General features: G+C 44.9%; 19 protein-coding genes. All 19 read right to left on the minus strand.

Going from position 1 to position 20,526, the window contains the following annotated elements; genetic code table 11:
- Positions 1-13: 13 nt before the first annotated feature.
- The 19 genes from murD to rlmN all read right to left on the minus strand — a co-directional run bounded on the left by murD (position 14) and on the right by rlmN (position 20,524).
- Positions 14-1,369, minus strand: coding sequence for a UDP-N-acetylmuramoyl-L-alanine--D-glutamate ligase (gene murD / locus BQ7344_RS06990; protein WP_072521996.1), 1,356 nt, complete (start codon positions 1,367-1,369; stop codon positions 14-16).
- Between the two features lie 21 nt (positions 1,370-1,390).
- Positions 1,391-2,347: a phospho-N-acetylmuramoyl-pentapeptide-transferase gene (mraY, locus tag BQ7344_RS06995; RefSeq protein ID WP_072521997.1), complete on the minus strand. Its 957-nt coding sequence runs from the start codon at positions 2,345-2,347 to the stop codon at positions 1,391-1,393.
- A 66-nt stretch (positions 2,348-2,413) separates the two neighbouring features.
- Positions 2,414-4,123 carry a peptidoglycan D,D-transpeptidase FtsI family protein gene (locus BQ7344_RS07000; protein WP_235816063.1) on the minus strand — a complete coding sequence of 570 codons (1,710 nt, stop codon included), beginning with the start codon at positions 4,121-4,123 and terminating at the stop codon, positions 2,414-2,416.
- A 146-nt stretch (positions 4,124-4,269) separates the two neighbouring features.
- Positions 4,270-6,426, minus strand: coding sequence for a penicillin-binding transpeptidase domain-containing protein (locus tag BQ7344_RS07005; protein WP_235816064.1), 2,157 nt, complete (start codon positions 6,424-6,426; stop codon positions 4,270-4,272).
- 105 nt (positions 6,427-6,531) lie between these two features.
- Complete coding sequence (locus tag BQ7344_RS07010; protein WP_083585504.1) at positions 6,532-7,074, minus strand: hypothetical protein; 543 nt, start codon at positions 7,072-7,074, stop codon at positions 6,532-6,534.
- Positions 7,075-7,113: 39 nt separating this feature from the next.
- Entirely contained in the window at positions 7,114-8,058 is a 945-nt protein-coding gene (gene rsmH, locus BQ7344_RS07015) for a 16S rRNA (cytosine(1402)-N(4))-methyltransferase RsmH (protein WP_072521999.1), read from the minus strand.
- Between the two features lie 36 nt (positions 8,059-8,094).
- Entirely contained in the window at positions 8,095-8,526 is a 432-nt protein-coding gene (mraZ, locus tag BQ7344_RS07020; protein ID WP_015541975.1) for a division/cell wall cluster transcriptional repressor MraZ, read from the minus strand.
- 437 nt (positions 8,527-8,963) lie between these two features.
- The gene (gene lgt / locus BQ7344_RS07025) at positions 8,964-10,064 is read right to left on the minus strand and encodes a prolipoprotein diacylglyceryl transferase (RefSeq protein ID WP_072522000.1); all 1,101 of its coding nucleotides are present in this window, start codon (positions 10,062-10,064) and stop codon (positions 8,964-8,966) included.
- Positions 10,065-10,117: 53 nt separating this feature from the next.
- The gene (ychF, locus tag BQ7344_RS07030) at positions 10,118-11,215 is read right to left on the minus strand and encodes a redox-regulated ATPase YchF (RefSeq protein ID WP_072522001.1); all 1,098 of its coding nucleotides are present in this window, start codon (positions 11,213-11,215) and stop codon (positions 10,118-10,120) included.
- Between the two features lie 102 nt (positions 11,216-11,317).
- Positions 11,318-12,148 carry an HAD family hydrolase gene (locus BQ7344_RS07035; protein WP_072522002.1) on the minus strand — a complete coding sequence of 277 codons (831 nt, stop codon included), beginning with the start codon at positions 12,146-12,148 and terminating at the stop codon, positions 11,318-11,320.
- Positions 12,145-13,077 carry a GTP-binding protein gene (locus BQ7344_RS07040; RefSeq protein ID WP_072522003.1) on the minus strand — a complete coding sequence of 311 codons (933 nt, stop codon included), beginning with the start codon at positions 13,075-13,077 and terminating at the stop codon, positions 12,145-12,147. The genes BQ7344_RS07035 and BQ7344_RS07040 overlap by 4 nt, the downstream gene beginning before the upstream one ends.
- A gap of 27 nt (positions 13,078-13,104) precedes the next feature.
- Entirely contained in the window at positions 13,105-13,707 is a 603-nt protein-coding gene (locus BQ7344_RS07045) for a GDSL-type esterase/lipase family protein (protein ID WP_072522004.1), read from the minus strand.
- A 23-nt stretch (positions 13,708-13,730) separates the two neighbouring features.
- Positions 13,731-14,276 carry a M48 family metallopeptidase gene (locus BQ7344_RS07050; protein ID WP_235816065.1) on the minus strand — a complete coding sequence of 182 codons (546 nt, stop codon included), beginning with the start codon at positions 14,274-14,276 and terminating at the stop codon, positions 13,731-13,733.
- Between the two features lie 12 nt (positions 14,277-14,288).
- Positions 14,289-14,960, minus strand: a complete 672-nt coding sequence (locus BQ7344_RS07055) for a thiamine diphosphokinase (protein WP_330392823.1) — start codon at positions 14,958-14,960, stop codon at positions 14,289-14,291.
- On the minus strand, positions 14,957-15,631 hold the full coding sequence (gene rpe, locus BQ7344_RS07060) for a ribulose-phosphate 3-epimerase (protein ID WP_072522006.1): 675 nt from the start codon (positions 15,629-15,631) through the stop codon (positions 14,957-14,959). Before rpe ends, BQ7344_RS07055 begins: the two co-directional genes overlap by 4 nt.
- A complete protein-coding gene (gene rsgA / locus BQ7344_RS07065; RefSeq protein WP_072522007.1) occupies positions 15,632-16,510 on the minus strand; it encodes a ribosome small subunit-dependent GTPase A in 879 nt (292 codons plus the stop codon).
- A 3-nt stretch (positions 16,511-16,513) separates the two neighbouring features.
- Complete coding sequence (gene pknB, locus BQ7344_RS07070; RefSeq protein ID WP_072522008.1) at positions 16,514-18,742, minus strand: Stk1 family PASTA domain-containing Ser/Thr kinase; 2,229 nt, start codon at positions 18,740-18,742, stop codon at positions 16,514-16,516.
- The gene (locus tag BQ7344_RS07075) at positions 18,736-19,482 is read right to left on the minus strand and encodes a Stp1/IreP family PP2C-type Ser/Thr phosphatase (protein WP_072522009.1); all 747 of its coding nucleotides are present in this window, start codon (positions 19,480-19,482) and stop codon (positions 18,736-18,738) included. Before BQ7344_RS07075 ends, pknB begins: the two co-directional genes overlap by 7 nt.
- 1 nt (position 19,483) lies before the next feature.
- Positions 19,484-20,524, minus strand: coding sequence for a dual-specificity RNA methyltransferase RlmN (gene rlmN, locus BQ7344_RS07080; protein WP_072522010.1), 1,041 nt, complete (start codon positions 20,522-20,524; stop codon positions 19,484-19,486).
- Between the last annotated feature and the right edge of the window lie 2 nt (positions 20,525-20,526).

A 20,526-nucleotide genomic window follows, 5' to 3' on the forward strand; every position in this document is an offset into this window, starting at 1 on the left:
CCTGCCACAGCGATTACAGGTTTCTGACATATTCTTTAAACATATCTCCGCGCTGTTCATAGTTGTCAAACTGTCCCCAGCTTGCACATGCCGGTGAAAGAAGAACGGCATCTCCCGGATTTGCCTTTTCTGCACATACCTTTACTGCCTCTTCAAGGTTTTCACATAAGATGCACGGACATACACCGAGGCGCTCTGCTGCCTCTTTGATCTTGTCGCGTGTCTGGCCGATCAATACCAGATAACGTACTTTGCCATCGAAGGCATTCAGCCATTCATCATAGCTGGAACCTTTGTCATAACCGCCGCCGATCAGAAGTGTCGGACGGTTCATTGCCTGAATGCCTTTGATTGCAGCATCCGGATTGGTTCCCTTGGAATCGTTATAATATGCAACACCATTTTTCTCTGTTACATATTCGATACGATGCTCCACTGCAGTAAATTCACAGATGCTCTTACGGATGCTCTCCACCGGAACACCTGCATAATATGCCATTGCAGATGCAGCCATGACGTTTTCGAAATTGTGCTGTCCGAGAAGTTTGAGTTCTCCGGTATGCACCAGCGGAATCTCTTCTTCATAAGTTTTCAAGATGATCTGATCACCATCCAGATAAATTCCCTCTTCAAGCTTACGTACACTTGAGAAATATACAACCTTCGGAGTAATATTCTGACCAAACTCACGAAGGACCGGATCTTCATAGTTCAGGATACAGAAATCATCCGCTGTCTGGTTCTTAACGATCAGTTCTTTTACACGGATATATTCTTCCATCGTATGATGTCTGTTCAGATGGTCTTCGGTGATATTAAGGATTGCGCTGACCTTCGGTGCAAATTCTTCGATTGTCTCAAGCTGAAAACTGCTGATCTCCGCTACTGTCGTAGTATTATCCTGCATCTCCAGTGCTTTGGAAGTATATGGAGTACCGATGTTTCCGACAACAAAAACAGAATCTTCTGCATCTCTCATGATCTTACCAAGCAGTGCAGTTGTCGTTGTCTTACCGTTTGTTCCGGTAATTGCAAGCACTCTTCCCTTACCTGTGCGATAAGCAAGCTCGACTTCTCCCCAGACCGGAAGCCCCTGCTCATAAAAGCTCTTTACGATCGGGATATCAGTCGGTACACCGGGACTTAATACAACCAGATCCAGTGCTTTTCTTACTTCTTCCGGAAGCTCTCCCGCATATACGCTGATATCTTTACAGTGTTTTACTTTATGTACTACAGCCTCTTTGTCGAGATCTGCATTTCCATCATAGATGATCGGCTCTGCACCAACCTGTCCGAGAAGCTCGGCTGCACCGATCCCGCTTTTGCCGGAACCGAATACAAGCACCTTTTTTCCCTGTAAATTCATAATAATTCCTCCTTGTGACATTTACATTGCCAGAAGTGCGATCAGACACATAACTGCGGTGATCACAGAAAATACGGCAACAATTCTTGTCTCTGACCATCCACACAATTCAAAGTGATGATGGATCGGCGCCATCTTAAAGATACGTTTTCCGTGAGTTGCCTTAAAATACGTAACCTGAATCATAACAGACAACACTTCTACAAGATAGATCAGTCCGATCAGCAGAATAAACAACGGCATCTGCATCATGTAAGCAGCACCTGCAACAAATCCGCCCAAAGCCAGAGATCCTGTATCACCCATAAAAACTCTTGCCGGATATACATTGAACAGAAGGAATCCCATCAGTCCTCCGACTACCGCTCCTGTCACCGGCTCGATACCACTTCCCATACCAATGGAAACAACAGTAAAGAAAACTGCCACGATCAGCGTTACGCTGGATGCCAGACCGTCAAGTCCGTCTGTAAAGTTTACACCGTTTACGGTACCGATCACAGCAAAGAAAAGAACCGGGATCGCCAGCCAGCCAAGATTCAGATAATGATTCGGCCAGAACGGGATACGCATCGCAAGATCCACATTTGTATAGTTCAGTATATAATATACAAAGATTCCGGTTACAACAACCTGAAGACCGAATTTCTGCCATGCCAGAAGACCATCAGAACGTCTCAGTACTACCTTGAGATAATCATCCAGAAAACCGATGATACCAAATCCCAGTGTCAGAAACAGTACCGGAATCACGTTCGGATAATCTTTTGCATAAAAAAGGGTCGTCACCACGGCTGCGATCAGGAAGATCACACCTCCCATGGTCGGAGTACCTGCCTTCTTTAAATGTGACTGTACACCTTCTACACGCTCTGTCTGTCCCATCTTGAGTCTTCTCAGAAACGGGATGACGATCGGTCCCAGAATCACACTGATTGCAAATGAGATCAGTACCGGGAATACAACTTGAATATTCATCCTCACACCTCTTATCATTCTTTCGTTTTTTATCACGTTTGATTATACGGCTTTTACGTAGATTTATCAACCCTCACGTGCCGGACTGTCTGTGATTTCCACTGTTTTTTGCCGTTCGATTCCAAGATATGGAAGTACATTTTCAAAAATGCTCTGGACGACCGGTGCCGCGATCGTGCCTCCATAATAGATTCCCTGCGGATCATGGATAATGCAGAGTGCCAGCACCTTCGGATCATCGACAGGTGCAAATCCGAGAAATGAGGAAATATAACGGTTTGCGCTTCGTGGAAGTGTCTGGGAAGTTGCAGTTTTACCCCCGATCCGGTACCCCTCAATTGCAGCATTTTTGCCTGAACCTTCGGATACGACTTTTTCCAGTATCATACGCACAGTTGCCGAAATATCTTCCGGAAGGATTCCTGTCTCCACCGGGTATTCAAGTTCTCTGACTGTTTCTCCACCGGGATTCTCAACTGCCACTCCAAAATGCGGAGTGATGCGGCGTCCTCCGTTGATCAGGGAGCATACGGTTGTTGCAAGCTGGATAGGTGTGATCTGAAATGACTGACCAAAAGAAACCGTTGCCAGTTCCACCTCTCCCATATTTTCCATCTTATGCATAATCGTTCCCGCTTCACCCGGAAGGTCAATGCCAGTTTTCTTCAAAAGACCAAACTGTCGGAAATAGCTGTAGTATCTTTCTGCTCCGAGGCGCAGTCCCACTTCAATAAACACAGGATTACAGGAATTTTCCGCTCCCTGTATGAAGTTCTGTGCTCCGTGCCCCCGCCGGTTTGCACAATGGATTCGCCGGTCTTCTACCAGCTTATAGCCCGGGCAGTAAAAAGAATCATTGACAGAAACGACACCTGCTGCAAGTCCGGCAGACATCGTGATGATCTTAAATGTGGAACCCGGCTCATACGTATCGTTCAGACATGGATTCCTCCACATCTGATTGAGCAGATCCTGTTTTTCTTTCTCACTCATTCTATCAGTACTGACATCTGTATTCAGTGTAAACGGCTCATTCAGGTCAAACTCCGGCACATTGACACAGGCATAAATTTCTCCATTTTGCGGATTCATAAGCAGAATAGAAACGCGCTCTGCCTGTTTTTCTTCCATAACTTTTTTTGCTGCCTGTTCCGTATATTCCTGAATACATGCATCCAGGCTGATCCGAAGATTGTATCCCTGCTGTGGCTCTTCTCTGTTTTCACCGATTCCGTCCAGTTCAATCCCTCTGGCATCTGTTGTCGTCAGAATCTTGCCTGCTTCTCCTTTCAGGATTTCATCATACTCTGCTTCCAGTCCGATAATGCCCTGATTATCACCGCCGGTAAATCCCAATACCTTGGACGCCAGATCCCCAAGCGGATAATAACGCTTATAGTCTTCATCCACTTTTATCCCGGCAAGTCCGGCATTTCGGATTTCATCACCGGTCTCTTTCTCCACATTTGTTTTGATCCGCTCGATGGAAGAAACTTTTTCCACCCTTTTGCGTACAGTTTCTTCCGATATCCCCAGTTTTTCCGTAAGCAGGTGGATGATTTTTTCCGGCTCTTTTATCTGACTGTGTATCACCGAGACCGTACATACAGTTTTGTTCGCCGCAAGTACTTTTCCGGTCGTATCCAGGATCTTTCCTCTTGCAGCCTTGATGTCACGCTCCCTCTCATGCAGATTCTCTGCTTTTTCATAATAATAATCCGATCGGAATCCCATCAGATAGACCAGCCTTCCAATGAGTCCCGCCGTCATCGCCATGCAAAGTAAAAAGACGATCCATACTTTTCTTTTGTGAAACGTATAATTTCTTTTATAAAATGCATTCTTTTTTTGCACAAAAAATCCCCCGGGCAATGTCATAATAATATATGACGCGTTCCCGGAGGATACTTCTGTTATTTTATTTAGTCAAGTCCGGCCTCTTCGTTGGTAATTCCTTCACTTTCCATATCATTGTTCTCTGTTGTTTCGGACTCATCCTCTTCCGGAGGGGCCGGTACATTTGTATCGGAAATTGCCTCTTTCAGTGTGTCTCCGGACGATGAATCGCCCGTCGATGTGATAATGTGTGTAGATAAAATATACTCGCCGTTATCGTCAAGCTTATGTTCTCCGTTGTCATCCAACAGATAGCCATTCTCATCGATACGGTTGCCTTCCAGATCCACACGGTTTCCGTTTCCGTCTACGAGATTCCCCTGTTCATCTACACTGCTTCCGGATACATCTACCAGATTTCCTTTGAATTTTTCCCAAAGTTCTGTCTCCGGTACACTTCCGTCTTCGGATTCATCCGGAGCGACATTCAGGTACGGAAGAAGTTCTGAAAGAATACCCTGTGCGATATACTGTGGATATTTACTGTCTGCCTGATCTTCTGTATTTGGTTCATCTACAACGACATAGAGAAGTACCTGCGGATCATCTACCGGTGCAAATGTAATAAAAGAAACCAGATATTTGCCGTTGCCTCGCGGAAGTTTTTCTGCTGTACCGGTCTTACCACCTGAACTGTATCCCTCTACCTTAGACGTACGGCTGGTACCTTCCTGCACACTGGCTTCCATGTAAGAACGGATATCTGCGGAAATCTCAGAAGATACAGTCTGTTTCATCAAAATCGGATCGATCTTTTTGACCGTGGAACCGCTGCTGTCACGAATTTCTGTCACGAGATGCGGCTGATAATAGGAACCGCCGTTAATAACCGAACACATCGCATTGATCTCCTGGAGCATCGTACAGGTAAATCCCTGTCCAAATGCAGAGCAGGCAAGCTCGGTCTCTCCCATTGTCTCTTCTGTATGAATTACACCGGAACCTTCATTTGGAAGATCGATACCGGTACGGGATCCGAAATTAAATAACGTCTGCGCTTTCAGGAACTGTTCCGTTCCCATTTTGGCTGCGATCTGCATCATTGCATCATTACAGGAGTTCGCGATTACATCACGAAGCGCTTCTGTACCATGCGCATCCGGCCATACCGCACACTTGATGTACGTATCACCATTTGCACCAAATGTCTGTCCACCGTCACAGTTGAATGTATCTGACTCAGAAATTCTACCCTTTTCAAGCGCCCCTGCCATGACGATCGGTTTTACTACAGATCCGGGCTCATAGGTTTCGGTAATGCAGAAATTGCTCCACATGGAGTTCAGCGCTTCTACCGTCTCCTCATCATTCATCGCGGCGATTTCTTCTTCACTGTGTTTACCGGACAGATCACGCGGATTATTCAGATCATAACGGTCACCGCCATCCATGGCAATGATTTCACCCGTCGAAGGCTTCATTGCGATCACACCGATATTCTTAGCTCCCATTGCAGTTTTAAATCCATTGACATATTTTTCAACAATCTGCTGTGCACCGACATCCAGTGAAGTGACTATACTCTGTCCGTCTTTTGGATCGATGATTGTCTGCTCTACATCGGAATTGTCATTGATATATCCATACTGGCGGCCATCAGCGCCCATCAGAGTACTGTTATAGTAGCTTTCCAGACCTACATCGGCGGTGTCACGTGCCAGAGTAAATCCTACTGTATCGCATGCAAGATCATTAAAAGGATAAGTACGAAGATAATCTTCTTCAAACCATACGCCCTTGACATTGCTACGCTCTGCTTTCTGTGCATCTGAGAGTTCGCTGTCCTCTCCCGGTGTCTGATAATCTTCAAATGCTTTCTTTTCATCCATGGAAATCTGTTTTTTGATTATCTGGTACTGGCTGTTTTTTGTATCTTCTGCCGAAAGCTTCGAACGAATATCTTTTTCGTCCAGCCCAAGAACATCCACCAGCGCCCTCACAGTAGGCTCTACATAATCCTCATCGGAATTGACGGTTTTGCAATCCAGAATCACATTGTAAACCTTCTGGCTCGTTGCAAGAATGTTGCCGTTCCGGTCGTAAATATCACCACGTTTGGCCGGAAGCACATTGCTCTCGTATTTCTGCTGCGCCTGTGTCAGCACCTGTTTCTTGTATTTTTGCCCGCTTATGGCATTGATGTATGTGATTCGCCCCAGCAAACAAACTAAAGCTAGTAACACTACTGCAAATAGTCCTACTAGCTTTCCTCTCATCAAGTGATTAATTTTTTTCTGAGGTTTCCTGTGATTCCTCTGTCTGGTATTACTCAAATTCTCACCTCTTGTTTAATGCACATCCTGATACTGTCTTACATAACTGTTACTCGGCATGCTGTATGTCTTTTTCTGGTCATCTGTCGGATAATTCATACCCAGACGACCGATTGCGAGTTTTTTGATGGTGTTCAGGTCTACATCAGAAGTCACCTGACTTTCGTATGCATTGTTATCTTCTTTTACCTGAGATAATTCTGTCTCCAGAACTGCGACAGTCTTCATTTTGCCTGTAAGATCTGATTTGAGCTGCAGATAATTCACACAGCAAAAAAGTACTGCCACACTGACAACTGCAAGGAACAGTACAAAACCACGTCCCATACTCTTTGCTTTCTCTCTGTTTCTCTGTGTCTCCCGGCTGAGCTGACGGGATTTCTCTGCTGCGCGTTCCTCGCGGACACGTTTGGCTGTCTGCACTCCTGCTGTCTGATATTTTCTTGCAGGTACTTCCTGAAGTCTCCGTGCGGCATTTCCGTCCACGTACATTCCGCGGACATTTCCTGCGTTTGTTCTGTTTTTTCTGGATGTGACCGCTCTGTTTGTCCTCTCCATCTCTGACTCACAACTTTCTATCTAAATTACTTCTTAGTTCTATTTCTTATATCTTCGCTCAAAAATTCTCAGCTTTGCACTTTTTGATCGCGGATTTTCTTCCATCTCGACCTTACTTGGCAGGATTGGTTTTCTTGTAATGACTTTTCCTTTGGATTCCTTACCACATACACATACCGGGAAATCCGGCGGACATGTGCACGGGTTTTCATTTTTGCGGAAAATCGTCTTTACGATCCTGTCCTCCAGTGAATGGAAAGTGATGATGCAGATTCTTCCGCCATCATCAAGCAGATCAATCATACCATCCAGGGATTCTCGAAGGACATCCAGTTCACGGTTCAGTTCGATTCGGATTGCCTGGAAAGTTCTCTTTGCAGGATGCCCTCCGGTCGCCTGAATCTTCATCGGAATGGACTGACGGATAATCTCTGTCAGTTCTCCGGTTGTCTGAATCGGTGCCTTTGCTCTCGCAGCCACAATATGCTTCGCAATATTTTTTGCAAATTTATCTTCTCCGTAATCACGAATGATCCGGTAAAGTTCTTTTTCGTCGTAGCCATTGACAATGTCAGCAGCTGTGCGACTCTGTCTCTGATCCATTCTCATGTCAAGCGGTGCATCTACCCTGTAGGTAAAGCCACGTTCTTCGTTATCCAGCTGATAAGATGAAACTCCCAGATCAAGAACGATTCCATCGACTTTCTGAATGCCCAGATTCTTAAGTTCATTTACCATGTAACAATAATTGCTGCGAATGATCGTCACTCTGTCCTCATAGGCAGCCAGTCTTTCACTCGCAGCAATTATCGCATCTTGGTCCTGATCTATGCCAATAAATCTCCCCTTGGCAGAAAGTCTCTGACACACTTCACTTGCGTGCCCCGCTCCTCCCAGAGTTCCATCCACGTAGATGCCATCTGGTCTGATACTCAGACCTTCAATGGTTTCATCCAGTAATACAGATTTGTGTTTAAATTCCATATCCGTCTCCTGTGGGATTTCTTTCCGGCGTAATGCTTAGATGATGATACCCATATCCTGCATTCCCTCTGCGATACTGTCCATATCATCATAATCGCAGTTCTCGCTCCACTTTTCTTTGCTCCAAACTTCAATGCGGTTCAGATTTCCGGTAAGTACAACGTCTTTTTCCAGACCAGCAAATTCCCGTAACGTCTGTGGTACAAGGATTCTCCCCTGCTTGTCCAGTTCACAGTTTGTCGCACCTGCTACAAAGAAACGTGTGAAGGTTCTGGCGTTTTTATTTGTAAGTGGTAAGGCTCTGAGTTTTTCTTCAAAGGCTTTCCATTCGTCCATCGGATAAATAGAAAGACAACCATCAAGTCCCTTGGTCAGTACGAACTCTTCTCCCAGGAGTTCCCTGAACTTGGAAGGGATGATCAGACGCCCCTTCGCGTCGATTGTATGATTGTATTCGCCCATGAACATTTTACTCACCTACTCTCTCAGATACGATTCTCCCCTTCGTATCCTCGGATGGAAACGGTGGAATCTGCCACATTCCCTCCATCTGCCACCACTATTCACCACTTTCTACCACTTATATTGCCATTCTACCCTATTTACCCCTAAATTACAAGTGGGAATCGTAGATTTTTTCCAAACAATTCAGTACTTTGAAAGTATTATTTTGGTTCTGTTAGAACAAAGCGGACAAGTCCGCTTCAAACTCCCTGAATCCCTCAATCTTTGAGGGACTTGCTACGCTTTGCGCGCCAGATGCAGTCTGCTTTAGCAGACATATTCCTCATGCATCTGGTCGCATCCTCGCGGAGCGTTTTTGTGTAATAGGAACATTACGGAGTAATTTCCTATTACACAAAAAAAGCTCCCCACGTCATAAACATGGAGAACCTTTTGCTCATTTATTCAGTTTGATCATGATCCGATCCAGTTTCCGGCTGAGCGGAAGCTGTTTCTGAAGATCCTTCCTGCTTTTGATCTTCCGGTTCAGTCTGCTCTGAAGGTGCCGAAGTCTCCGGCCTGTCCAGAATTTCTTTGAATTCATCCTGAACATTTTCAAAGTTCTGAACATTCCCGAGTCTGCTTCCATCTGTGTTTTCGTCCGGCACATATGCCTCCTCTCTCCTGCGGCTGCGAAGTGCATTTCGTTTTCTGGAGAGGATATGACGTACCGAAGCCGTCACTCCACAGACCAGAAAGAGCACTGCAGATACAAGAAGGGAAACGGATATTTTAGTTCCCGGAATATACAGGCTGTCCGTGCGGAGCCACTCGATTCCACATTTACCCAGTCCGTATCCGGCAAGATAACGAAGAAAAATTTCTCCCTGAAAACTTTTTCTTCTGCCAAGGATCAAAAGAACGATCAGCAGAAGAAGGCACCAGATACTCTCATAGAGAAACAGCGGATGTACCTGTATAAAAGGTTCATCAAGTACCATCACCAGATTGTCCCTCATCTGTTTGGTCACTGCGCTGCTGTGGACCGATTCCAGTGGAATCTGCATTGCAAACAGACTGTCTGTGTACTCACCAAAGGCCTCTCTGTTAAATGCATTTCCCCATACACCTATTATCTGCCCTGTCAGCAATCCTATACTGACAGTATCTGCCATTTGCCCAAAAGAAACTTTACGTATCTTACAGTAAATAAATCCTGCCAGCGCGCCGCCGAAGATTCCTCCATATATTGCAAGTCCGCCCCCACGGATATTGATGAGTTCTGTCCATGGCTTTCCGCTGAAAGACTCCCACGAAAATGCAAGATAATACAATCTTGCACCGATCAACCCGCCGATCAGTGAGATAAGTACCATTCCCAGATAGAGATTCGGGTTTTCTTTATGCTTTCTGACCTGAAGCATTATAACTGCAAGTCCGAAAAGCATTCCAACCGCTACCAGTATCCCATATACTGTGATCTCAAATCCGAAAACCGTAAACGACTTATTCATCCCCTCAAAATAAGCACTGATATTAGGAAATCGAATTGAAAGATTCATAAAACACCTTCCCTTATTCCGGATCTTAACCAAGATCCTTTATCTGCAATCCATTATACATTGAATCTGAACAGTATCACATCACCATCCTGCACGATGTATTCTTTACCTTCCATACGTACAAGACCTTTTTCTCTTGCACCTGCATAGGAACCACAGTCAAGAAGATCCTGATAATTGACAACTTCTGCCTTAATGAATCCTCTTTCAAAGTCTGTGTGGATCTTACCTGCTGCCTGAGGTGCTTTTGTTCCGGTTTTGATCGTCCACGCACGTGTCTCATCTTCTCCGGATGTCAGAAAGCTCATCAGTCCCAGAAGACTGTAGCTTGCTTTTACCAGCTTCTCAAGACCGGATTCTTTCAGTCCGAGATCCTCGAGAAACATTTTCTTTTCGTCATCATCCAGTTCGGAAATTTCTTCTTCGATCTCTGCACAGATTACGAAAACTTCGCTCTTCTGCTCTGCTGCGTACTTTCTTACTGCCTGTACATAATCGTTGGACGCACCGTCATCTGCCAGATCATCTTCGCTTACATTTGCGGCATAGATCACCGGTTTCCATGTAAGAAGATTGTATGTTCCCATCCATCCTTCTTCATCCTCACTCTCAAGTTCCATAGTGATCGCCATATTACCGTCTTCCAGATGTTTCTTGACTTTCTGAAGGAAATCAAGCTCTTTGGCAGCTTCCTTATCCATACGTGCAGTCTTGGTTACTTTTGCAATTCTTCTTTCAAGAATTTCGATATCAGAGAAAATCAGCTCAAGATTGATCGTCTCGATGTCGCGAAGCGGATCAATACTTCCGTCTACGTGAATGACATTCGGATCTTCAAAGCAGCGCACTACATGTACGATTGCATCTACTTCACGGATATTTGCAAGGAACTGGTTGCCAAGACCCTCACCCTTGGATGCACCCTTTACCAGACCCGCGATATCAACAAATTCGATAACAGCCGGTGTCACCTTCTTAGAGTGGTAAAAATCTCCGAGCAGTTTCAGTCTTTCGTCCGGAACAGTAACCACACCGACGTTTGGGTCGATGGTACAGAACGGATAGTTTGCGGATTCTGCTCCTGCTTTTGTCAGTGAATTAAACAGTGTACTTTTGCCTACGTTTGGCAGACCTACGATTCCAAGTTTCATTTTCTATATTTCTCCATTTCGTATTTTATTATTTGAAATTTATACTCACACAATTTTATCACACACCGGAAGAAAAGTCCATATCTCCCTCCTGTCCGGCTTTCAGTCTTCTCTCAGAATAAACTTACGTATGATCTCTGCCACACCATCATGATTATTGTCATGCTCAGTAACATAATTTCCATATTCTGCGATACCCGGATATGCATTACACATAACGGCTCCGACATGAGCAGCTTTCAGCATTTCAATGTCGTTCTGCGCATCTCCGGCTGCAACGGAATTTTCAATCGGTACGTCCACATAATCGCAGAACCATCTGACCGCAAAGCCTTTTGAAATACCTTCCGGGACAATCTCCTGATAACGGTCATTGGAAAAAAAGCTGTGCACTTCTCCTGTCAGCGGTTCAATTACTTCTCTCTGAAATTTCAGATTTTTAGCTCTTTCCTCTGCTCCTGAGGAAGAGATTGCAATAAGCTTATATGGATCTTTCGGTACCACTGCCGCCGCATCCGCCACAATTTTATATGGAAGGTGGTTCACAGCCGAATACTTTCTTAATTCCTCCGTATCCCGTACAGCAAGAATCTCTGTATCATTATACCCCTGAATGTGCAGGTCACGTTTCAGTGCCTCATTTATGATCTTTACTGCGATTTCTTTCGAAAAAGTCTTACCATAAACGTTTTTTTCATGATATGGATCATAAATCTGTCCGCCATTAAAACAGATCACATAACAGCCTTCTTTATCAAGTCCCGCCTTTGCAGCACAGACCTTGGCACTTGCAAGCGGTCTTCCCGTGCAGACCACGATCTTGTGTCCCTTTGCGAGGGCCTCATCGATAGCCGCCTGATTTCCCGGGGTAACTTCTTTTGCATCGTTTAATAATGTTCCATCAAGATCTGTAAATAAAACTCTTACACTCATTTTTTCAAATATCCTCGTATCTTTTCTTCATTCATCTGTTCGCCTATGACAATCAGCACATCCTGCCCTGCTTCCAGCGGATGCATAGTCAGCTCATGGACTGTCGCATTCAGCTCCTGCCATACATTTCCGTCTTTCAAAAATCCCTTGATACGGAAGACTTGTCCGCATTCCGGGTCTCCAAAAATCTCCCTTACCGCCTCTTTGGCTTTCATTGGAGAAATTCCTTCGTCCATCAAAAACAGTGACTGGAAGATCTCGTCCTGCTCTATATACATTTTTTCATAATCTTCGACCTGATAACCGGATTCCAAAATTTTTTTGTAATCTTTTTCGGAAAAATCTTCCCAGTCTCCACAGATCACTTCATCTTTCAAAGCTCTTTTGCAGTGAATTTTCTCTAAAGCGCGGTTGATATGCGCAACCGTTGCCTTTATCTGTCCCTCTGATGCCTGCTGCGTACGGCTCAGCAAAATGCAGCCCGCATTTGCCGCTTCCGATGCCAGAATATAGTCTGCACCTTCTGAAAGATTTTCTTCCAGACACGCATCCACCACGGTAATGACATTTCCGATCTGATACCATTTATCAAGGGGTTCCTCGTTCAATGCGTCAAAAAAATCATCAACATCAAAAATCCCTGACGGTTCGATCAGCACACGGTCATATCCACACATTCCCATTGCAATAAGTTTTGTGCGAAAACGTCTCCGATAACAGTCTTTATCACATCCGCCCGCAACCATTTCCAGTTCGCAGTTCGCGCCTTCCAGTTCCCGGAGGAGCATCATATCTACATTGATCGCCCCGAAATCATTTTCCAGTATCCCGATATTCTGTCCCTGTTCCATCAGATAGCTCGCATATTTTTTTATAAATGTTGTCTTTCCCGATCCGAGAAATCCTGTGATCAGATCTACCTTTACCATACTGCTCCTCTTTCTCTGCTTTTCATTTTATATCTTTATCTCCTCGCGGATCTTTTCGGCAAACATCCGGTGTCCTTCCTCCGTAAAATGCACTCCATCATAAATGGTCGGAATTTCCCACCCACTTGCATCTGTAAAAGCAACACCTACCCGGCGCGCGATCCTCTGATATTCTTTTCCGAGATTCCGGGATTCCGTAAGAAGTTCCGGCCGGTCCACCCACGCTCCTTCTTGCATCGCAGGAGGCGCAATCAGCCGGAGTTTCATTTTACGGCTTGCAAGCCCCGCTTCCTCCATAAGCCTTTTCAGGAAACGTTCCATACGTTTTGCCACATCTGCCGCTGTAAAATCCGGATTCTCAAGAAGATCATTTGTCCCGAGCATTACCCAGAGCCACACCGAATTCGGACGTCTGTGCCAGTCCCTTACCTGATCACAGGCAAACTTCACAGTGCTTACAGTATGTGGAATACTTCTTCCATTCACTCCGTGATTCTCAATCTTCCAGGATGTCTCCGTCTCAAGGATTCCAGTCCAGCGGACATCCTTCGAATAGCGTCCTTCCATCTGATCATGTGGATCATAACCATACGTATTTGAATCTCCATAGCAGATAATTGTTCCCGGCATATTCTCCCTCTTTTCCTAATGGGTCATCCCAGTTGTCTTCCCAGTATTTTTAATTTTTCCCGCCGATCGCGGTAATCCGGCAGTTCTTTTTCGACTACTGCCCAGAAACGCGGCGAGTGATTCATCTCTTTGCGGTGCGCAAGTTCATGAACAACTACATAATCCAGAAGTTCAGGCGGAATCAGAACCAGTTTCCAGTTAAAATTCAGATTTCCGGCTGAACTGCAGCTTCCCCACCGGGTCTTCTGCTCCCGGATCGTAATGCGGTTATACGTAACTCCCATACGCTTCGCAAAATATGCCGTACGCTCCGGAAAAATTTTCTTTGCCCGTAGTATACCATTTTGCCGCTCTTCTTCTGTAATGATATGTATCTGTTCTCTGTATTTTTCAACCTTTTTCTGCTGCATCCGAATCCAGTCTTCATGCTCCGTTATAAATCTCTCTATCCGATATTTCGCCAGACGAAGCGGTGCCCGTACGATCACGCCGCCATCCGGCTTTACCTGAATCGCCAGAGATTTTCTTCTGGAACGTATCAGCTCATATTCTGTCAAAGCTTTTTCCACTCCGTTCTGTTGTCAGTCTCTTGTCATCAGCATCAGAAGAGTTTTTCCATCAAATGACACGACTGCTTCTTCCGCTTCGATCTCATTGCTGACAGTCAGTCCACTGTCCGAGAATCTGAGATGATAGTGATTAAGCGGATACTTAAATCCCACAAGCGTCAGCCCCGGCATATCGCCCTCAAGAGAAAAAAATGACACATATTTTCCAAACTGCGTTTTCTTCTTAAGCACAGCGCCACTCTCTATCAGTTTCATATAATTCCACTGATCGATCAGCGTGATATCTGCGCCACGCTCTCTGCCAAGCACCAGCAGTCCGAAATTTGCAATCAGATGGTCGATGCGATTACCGGTTGCTCCAAAAATCGTGATGTTTTTCGCCCCTCTGTCAATTGCAAAGTTCACCGCAGACTGCGTATCAGAATCATCTTTTTCCGGTTTCAGGCGTACGATTTCTGTTTCCTTCAAAGTATTCAGGTACTTCTCTCCGGCAGAAGAAAGACTGTCAAAATCTCCAACAGCTATATCCGGCACCCAGTCTGTTCCGACAAAAAATTCCACACCTTTGTCTGCTGCAATCAGGCATGCATTTTCTTTTTTATTTTTCTGTAAAAAATCGAGGGCAAAATCTCTCTGGATATTGCCCCCGCTTACGATGATCACATCTTTCATATTGTTCCTCAATCGATCTTTTCGCTGATCTCTTTCATTCTTTTCTGGATCTTATGCACGTTGGACTCCAGATCACCGTTAAATACATAAGAACCTGCAACAAGAACATTTGCCCCTGCTTTCATAGCGGTTTCGATCGTTTCATCATTGATTCCGCCATCTACCTCTATGTCCACATTCAGCTCTTCTCTGTCAATAATTTCTTTCAGTTCTTCAATCTTTTCTGTACACTCCGTCAGATATTTCTGTCCACCGAATCCCGGCTGTACTGTCATAATCAGTACCATATCAACATCTTCCAGAAGGTGACTGATGTCATTAACCGGTGTAGCAGGCTTTATGGATACTCCGACTTTTACACCGGCATCCTTGATCAGTTCAATTGCCCTTTCAAGATCTTCACAGGCCTCTGCATGTACTGTGATAGAATCCGCTCCACATTCTACGAAATCCTGAATGTAGCGCTCCGGTGCAGAAACCATCAGATGTACATCAAAAAACATTCTGGATTCTTTGCGGATTGATTTGATCACCGGCATTCCGAATGAAATACTTGGTACAAAATCTCCATCCATTACATCAATGTGAAGCCATTTGACTCCGGCCCTTTCAAGAGTCTGAATCTGTTCTCCCAGGCGATTAAAGTCTGCGGACAAAATTGAGGGGCACAATCGATACTCCATTTAATATCTCCTTTTCTCTTTTAATTCTTCATATAAACTAAGATAATCTTCATATCGGATGCTGCTGATTTTTCCGTCCTCGAGTGCTTCTTTTACTCTGCATCCCGGTTCATGAATATGCCTGCATCCCTGAAATCTGCATTCTTCATCATATTTTCGAAACTCCGGAAAATAATCTTTCAGATCCTGCTCTTCCATATCTGTCAGATACAGGGAAGAAAATCCCGGCGTATCCATAAGAAACGTATCTTCTCCGACAGGAATAACCTGCGAGTGGCGTGTCGTATGACGTCCCCTTTTCAGTTTCTTACTGATCTCACCCGTCTCCATCTGCACCTCTCCCTGTAAAAGATTGGTCAGTGATGATTTTCCGACTCCGGACGGCCCGGCAACTACAGTTGTCTTTCCTTTCAGAATCTCATGGATTTCCTCCAGCCCCTCCTTTTCGAGGGCACTGGACAGAATCACATGATAACCACAGTTTTTGTAAGTTTCATAAAGCTCTGTCACTTCCTGCTCCGATGCAAGATCTTTTTTATTAAAACAGATCACTGCCGGAACATCTGACTGTTCCATCATGATCAGGAAACGGTCCAGAAGCATAAAATTCGGTTTTGGATTTTCCATTGCAAAGATCACAAATGCCTGATCCACATTTGCCACAGCCGGACGGATCAGCGAATTCTTACGTGGAAGAATCCTGATCAGATTTCCGGTGTGTTCCTGTTCATCAAGAACTGTAATCTCCACATTATCGCCTACCAGCGGTTTCTGGTTATCTTTACGGAAGATTCCTTTTGCCTTACATTCATAAAGCATCTCATCCTCTCCGTATACATAATAGAAACCGGCAATTCCTTTTATGATTTTTCCCTGCATGGATTACTCGGCTTTCTGGAAAGTGATCGGGTACTGTCCAAGCTGCTGGTAGGTACCATTTATCTGTTCAGATACATACAATGTACCGGCACTGACTCCCGGTGCACCGGTGATATCCAGTGTATATGGGAAAGTAAGTTTTTCTCCGTCCACAACCTGTGTAGATGTCATCTCTCCATTTACTTCCTGAATCAGTTCCAGACGAATTGCTCCGCCCTTATAACCGGTTGGTGTATTTAAAGTCTGTGTACATTTCCATACTTCACCATTTGCCACAGCAGCACTCTGCTGTGCGCTTGTATCAGCTGCTGACTGTGTTGCTGCCGTATTATCTGTCTGAGTATCTGCTACAGAAGCTGTATTATCTGTCTGCGCTGCCGGTGCCTCATTACCACTGCTGACTACGATTGTGATCGGCTGATCCGGATCTGCTGTCGTATCAGCTTCCGGATTCTGAGAAATAACTTCTCCTGCTGCCACATCTGTACTCTGCTGCTCTGTTACCTGAACATCGATCCATTTGCCAAGTGTAGTGATCGCATCGTTTTCTGTCATGCCGACAACACTCGGTACGGATACACTGTTGCCATAATCAAGACCACGGCTGACAACCAGAGTTACTTCATCGCCTGCACTTACACTGCTTCCAGCTTCCGGTGTATAAGAATCTACATATCCCGGATTTACCAGCGGATAACCACTTCCATCATCTTCACTGTATGCTTTCTGAATATTTACTTTAAGTCCGAGATCTTCCAGTGTCTGTTTCGCATCCACTCCGGTCTCTCCTGAAAGGTCAGGCATTGTAACAGTCTGCTGGCCCTTGCTGATGTAGTATTTCAGAGTTGTATACTGTCCAACCTTTGTTCCTGCTGCGATATTCTGAGAAGAGATGCGTCCCTTTTCCTGTGTGGAGATTTCTTCTCCCATCATCTGCTTGCCGAGTTTTTCTTCTTCAAGAAGTGCAGTTGCTTCTTCCTCAGTCTTTCCTACCAGATCCGGAACAACCACCATTCCTTCTTCCTCTGTCGAAGCATCGGTATTCTGTCCTGTCTGTGAAGTGTCTGCACTGCTGTCACCGCCAATGATACCGGCGGCTTTGCCGATAAAGAAGATTGCAGCAACCAGAACAGCCGCACCTGCAAGAAGTGCAAGAATCGTAAGACCGGTATTTGGTGCTTTATGTTTCTTCCTGGATTTCTTATCGGAGGAACGCTTACGGCGATAATCACCATCGTCATCATAATCATCTTCACCGTCATCATAATCGGTGTCGTATTCCTCATCTTCAAGCTGTGCGATATCTGATGTACGTTTCTTCGGACTGTGCTTGATCTCTCCAAGTTCTTCATCAGAAATCACAACAGTCTTTGCCTCATTATCTACAGAAGATAATTTAACGAAATCTCCCTGCGGTTCGATCAGAGAATGCTTCAGGTCTGCAATCACATCTTCCATCTTGCCGTAACGACGGTTTACACTCTTCTGTGTACATTTAAGGATAATCTGCTCAAGGCTGTATGGCAGTTCTTCCGCATACACGCTCGGCGGAACCATTTCTTCCTGAAGATGTTTGATTGCGATTGCCACCGTTGTGTCTCCGTCAAACGGAACACGTCCGGTAACCATTTCATATAAAGTAATACCGAGTGAATAAATATCACTCTTTTCGTCACTATATCCGCCGCGTACCTGTTCTGGTGAGCTGTAATGTACAGACCCCATAACATTGGAACTGATGGTATTGGAGGACGCTGCTCTTGCAATTCCGAAATCAGTAACCTTGACTTTGCCATCTGTTGAAATAATGATATTCTGCGGTTTTACGTCACGATGTACAATTCCATGGTTATGCGCAGCTTCCAGTCCCATGGATACCTGAATGGCAATGCTGGTTGCTTCTTTAATAGAGAGTTTGCCTTTTTTTGCAATGTATTCTTTCAGAGTGATACCTTCAATAAGCTCCATTACAATGTAATAAACTCCCTCGTCATCCCCTACATCAAACACATTGACAATATTCGGATGTGTCAGTCCTGCAGCTGCCTGCGCTTCACTGCGGAATTTACGGATAAATGTAGTATCCTCCCGAAATTCCGGTTTTAATACTTTAACCGCTACAAAACGGTTCAGTTTGTGATCTTTTGCCTTATATACATCGGCCATCCCACCGGTGCCGATCTTCCCTAAGATTTCATAGCGCTCTGCTATGATCATTCCTGTTTTTAACATTTTTCCACCTCATTCGTGAATGGTTCTACCAGTATGACTGCTATGTTATCCTTACCACCGTTCTGGTTGGCTTCTCTCAGAAGTCTTTCACCCTTCTGCGGCAGTTCTTCTGTCTGGTTCAGTATGATTTTTTCGATTTCACTGTCCTCTACCATATTGCTCAGACCATCGGAACACATAAGGATCGTACTGTCCGGTTCCAGTTTCAGGTCAAAAAAGTCAATATCTACGGTACGCTCTGCACCAAGTGCTCTTGTAATAATGTTTTTATCCGGATGGTTTCTGGCTTCCTCTGGTTTAATCTCACCCATGCGGACCATTTCCTGTACAAGGGAATGATCTTTTGTTACCTGATGTATCTCCCCCTGTACCACATACAGACGACTGTCTCCGACATTGGCCACATATGCATAATGTCCCACGATCGTGCAGACTACCATGGTTGTACCCATTCCCCGCAGATTTTCATCACTTCTGGAACGGTCCAGAATCTTCATATTTGCAGTCTCGATGGCATGACGAATCACTTTGATTGGGTTGAAATCCGCGTCTCTTCGAATCTCGTCCACTAAAGTCTGAACTGCATGTGAGGATGCATAATCCCCTGCATTATGTCCGCCCATTCCATCAGCGACGACAAACAGATTCGGAAGATTTCCAACCGGGTTTTCGGAAACGAACACATAGTCCTGATTCATTTTCCTTCTCTGGCCTACATCCGTAGCTGAATATACCCTCATGTCACTTCTCACTTTCTGTTTTTTCCATGTATCTTTTTCTTAGCTGCCCACAGGCACCGTCAATATCGCTGCCCATTTCCCTTCTAATAGTACCATTAATTCCGCATTTTTCAAGATTTATTTTGAAATTCTCCACTGCCTGACGGGTCGAACGCACGAAAGAACGCTCCCTCACCGGATTGACCGGAATCAGGTTTACATGACAGTTCAGGCCTTTCAGGCGGCCGGCCAGTTCCTGTGCATTTTCTTTACTGTCATTCACACCGGCCACCAGACTGTATTCAAAAGTGATCCTGCGTCCTGTCTTGTCAAAATAATATCGGCATGCTTCAAGAAGTTCATCCACGGAATATTTGTTGGCGATCGGCATCAGTTCCCGTCTCTTTTCATCGTTCGGTGCATGAAGCGATACTGCAAGTGTCATCTGGAGCTTTTCATCTGCCAGCTCATAAATTCTCGGAACCAGCCCGCAGGTAGATACCGTAAGATTTCGCTGACTGATATGAATTCCTCCGTCTTCTGTCAGAATATGGATAAATCTGAGAAGATTATCATAATTATCAAGCGGCTCACCGGTTCCCATCACCACCACATTGGAAATACGCTCTCCGATGGAAGTCTGTATTCTGTAAATCTGATCCAGCATCTCCGACGGAAGAAGATTTCTCGTCAGACCACCGATCGTAGATGCACAAAAACGGCAGCCCATGCGACATCCTGCCTGAGAAGAAATGCAGACAGAATTTCCATACTTATAACGCATCAGGACACTTTCAATCATATTTCCATCCGAAAGACGAAACAGATACTTTCTGGTTCCGTCTACTTTTGAAGTCTGTACATCCAGCTCTTCCAGGGCTGTAATAGGATAATCTTTCAGTTTTTCCTTCAGACTCTTCGGAATATTTGCCATTTCATCATAGGAGGTAACAAGATGCTCATGCAGCCAGCCATAGATCTGCTTTGCGCGGAACGGTTTTTCACCAATCTGCGTCATAAGCTCTTTCAGCTCCTCCATATTCATTGATTTTATATCTGTCATAA

Source organism: Blautia sp. Marseille-P3087 (assembly GCF_900120195.1).
GTDB lineage: Bacteria > Bacillota > Clostridia > Lachnospirales > Lachnospiraceae > Blautia_A.

Excerpts from the sequence above, each read along its gene's own strand:
- murD (WP_072521996.1), bottom strand. The coding sequence starts at position 1,369 with ATGAATTTACAGGGAAAAAAGGTGCTTGTATTCGGTTCCGGCAAAAGC.
- mraY (WP_072521997.1), bottom strand. The coding sequence starts at position 2,347 with ATGAATATTCAAGTTGTATTCCCGGTACTGATCTCATTTGCAATCAGT.
- BQ7344_RS07000 (WP_235816063.1), bottom strand. The coding sequence starts at position 4,123 with ATGGCGATGACGGCGGGACTCATTGGAAGGCTGGTCTATCTGATGGGA.
- BQ7344_RS07010 (WP_083585504.1), bottom strand. The coding sequence starts at position 7,074 with ATGGAGAGGACAAACAGAGCGGTCACATCCAGAAAAAACAGAACAAAC.
- rsmH (WP_072521999.1), bottom strand. The coding sequence starts at position 8,058 with ATGGAATTTAAACACAAATCTGTATTACTGGATGAAACCATTGAAGGT.
- mraZ (WP_015541975.1), bottom strand. The coding sequence starts at position 8,526 with ATGTTCATGGGCGAATACAATCATACAATCGACGCGAAGGGGCGTCTG.
- lgt (WP_072522000.1), bottom strand. The coding sequence starts at position 10,064 with ATGAATCTTTCAATTCGATTTCCTAATATCAGTGCTTATTTTGAGGGG.
- ychF (WP_072522001.1), bottom strand. The coding sequence starts at position 11,215 with ATGAAACTTGGAATCGTAGGTCTGCCAAACGTAGGCAAAAGTACACTG.
- BQ7344_RS07035 (WP_072522002.1), bottom strand. The coding sequence starts at position 12,148 with ATGAGTGTAAGAGTTTTATTTACAGATCTTGATGGAACATTATTAAAC.
- BQ7344_RS07040 (WP_072522003.1), bottom strand. The coding sequence starts at position 13,077 with ATGGTAAAGGTAGATCTGATCACAGGATTTCTCGGATCGGGAAAGACA.
- BQ7344_RS07045 (WP_072522004.1), bottom strand. The coding sequence starts at position 13,707 with ATGCCGGGAACAATTATCTGCTATGGAGATTCAAATACGTATGGTTAT.
- rpe (WP_072522006.1), bottom strand. The coding sequence starts at position 15,631 with ATGGAGTATCGATTGTGCCCCTCAATTTTGTCCGCAGACTTTAATCGC.
- rsgA (WP_072522007.1), bottom strand. The coding sequence starts at position 16,510 with ATGCAGGGAAAAATCATAAAAGGAATTGCCGGTTTCTATTATGTATAC.
- pknB (WP_072522008.1), bottom strand. The coding sequence starts at position 18,742 with ATGTTAAAAACAGGAATGATCATAGCAGAGCGCTATGAAATCTTAGGG.
- BQ7344_RS07075 (WP_072522009.1), bottom strand. The coding sequence starts at position 19,482 with ATGAGGGTATATTCAGCTACGGATGTAGGCCAGAGAAGGAAAATGAAT.
- rlmN (WP_072522010.1), bottom strand. The coding sequence starts at position 20,524 with ATGACAGATATAAAATCAATGAATATGGAGGAGCTGAAAGAGCTTATG.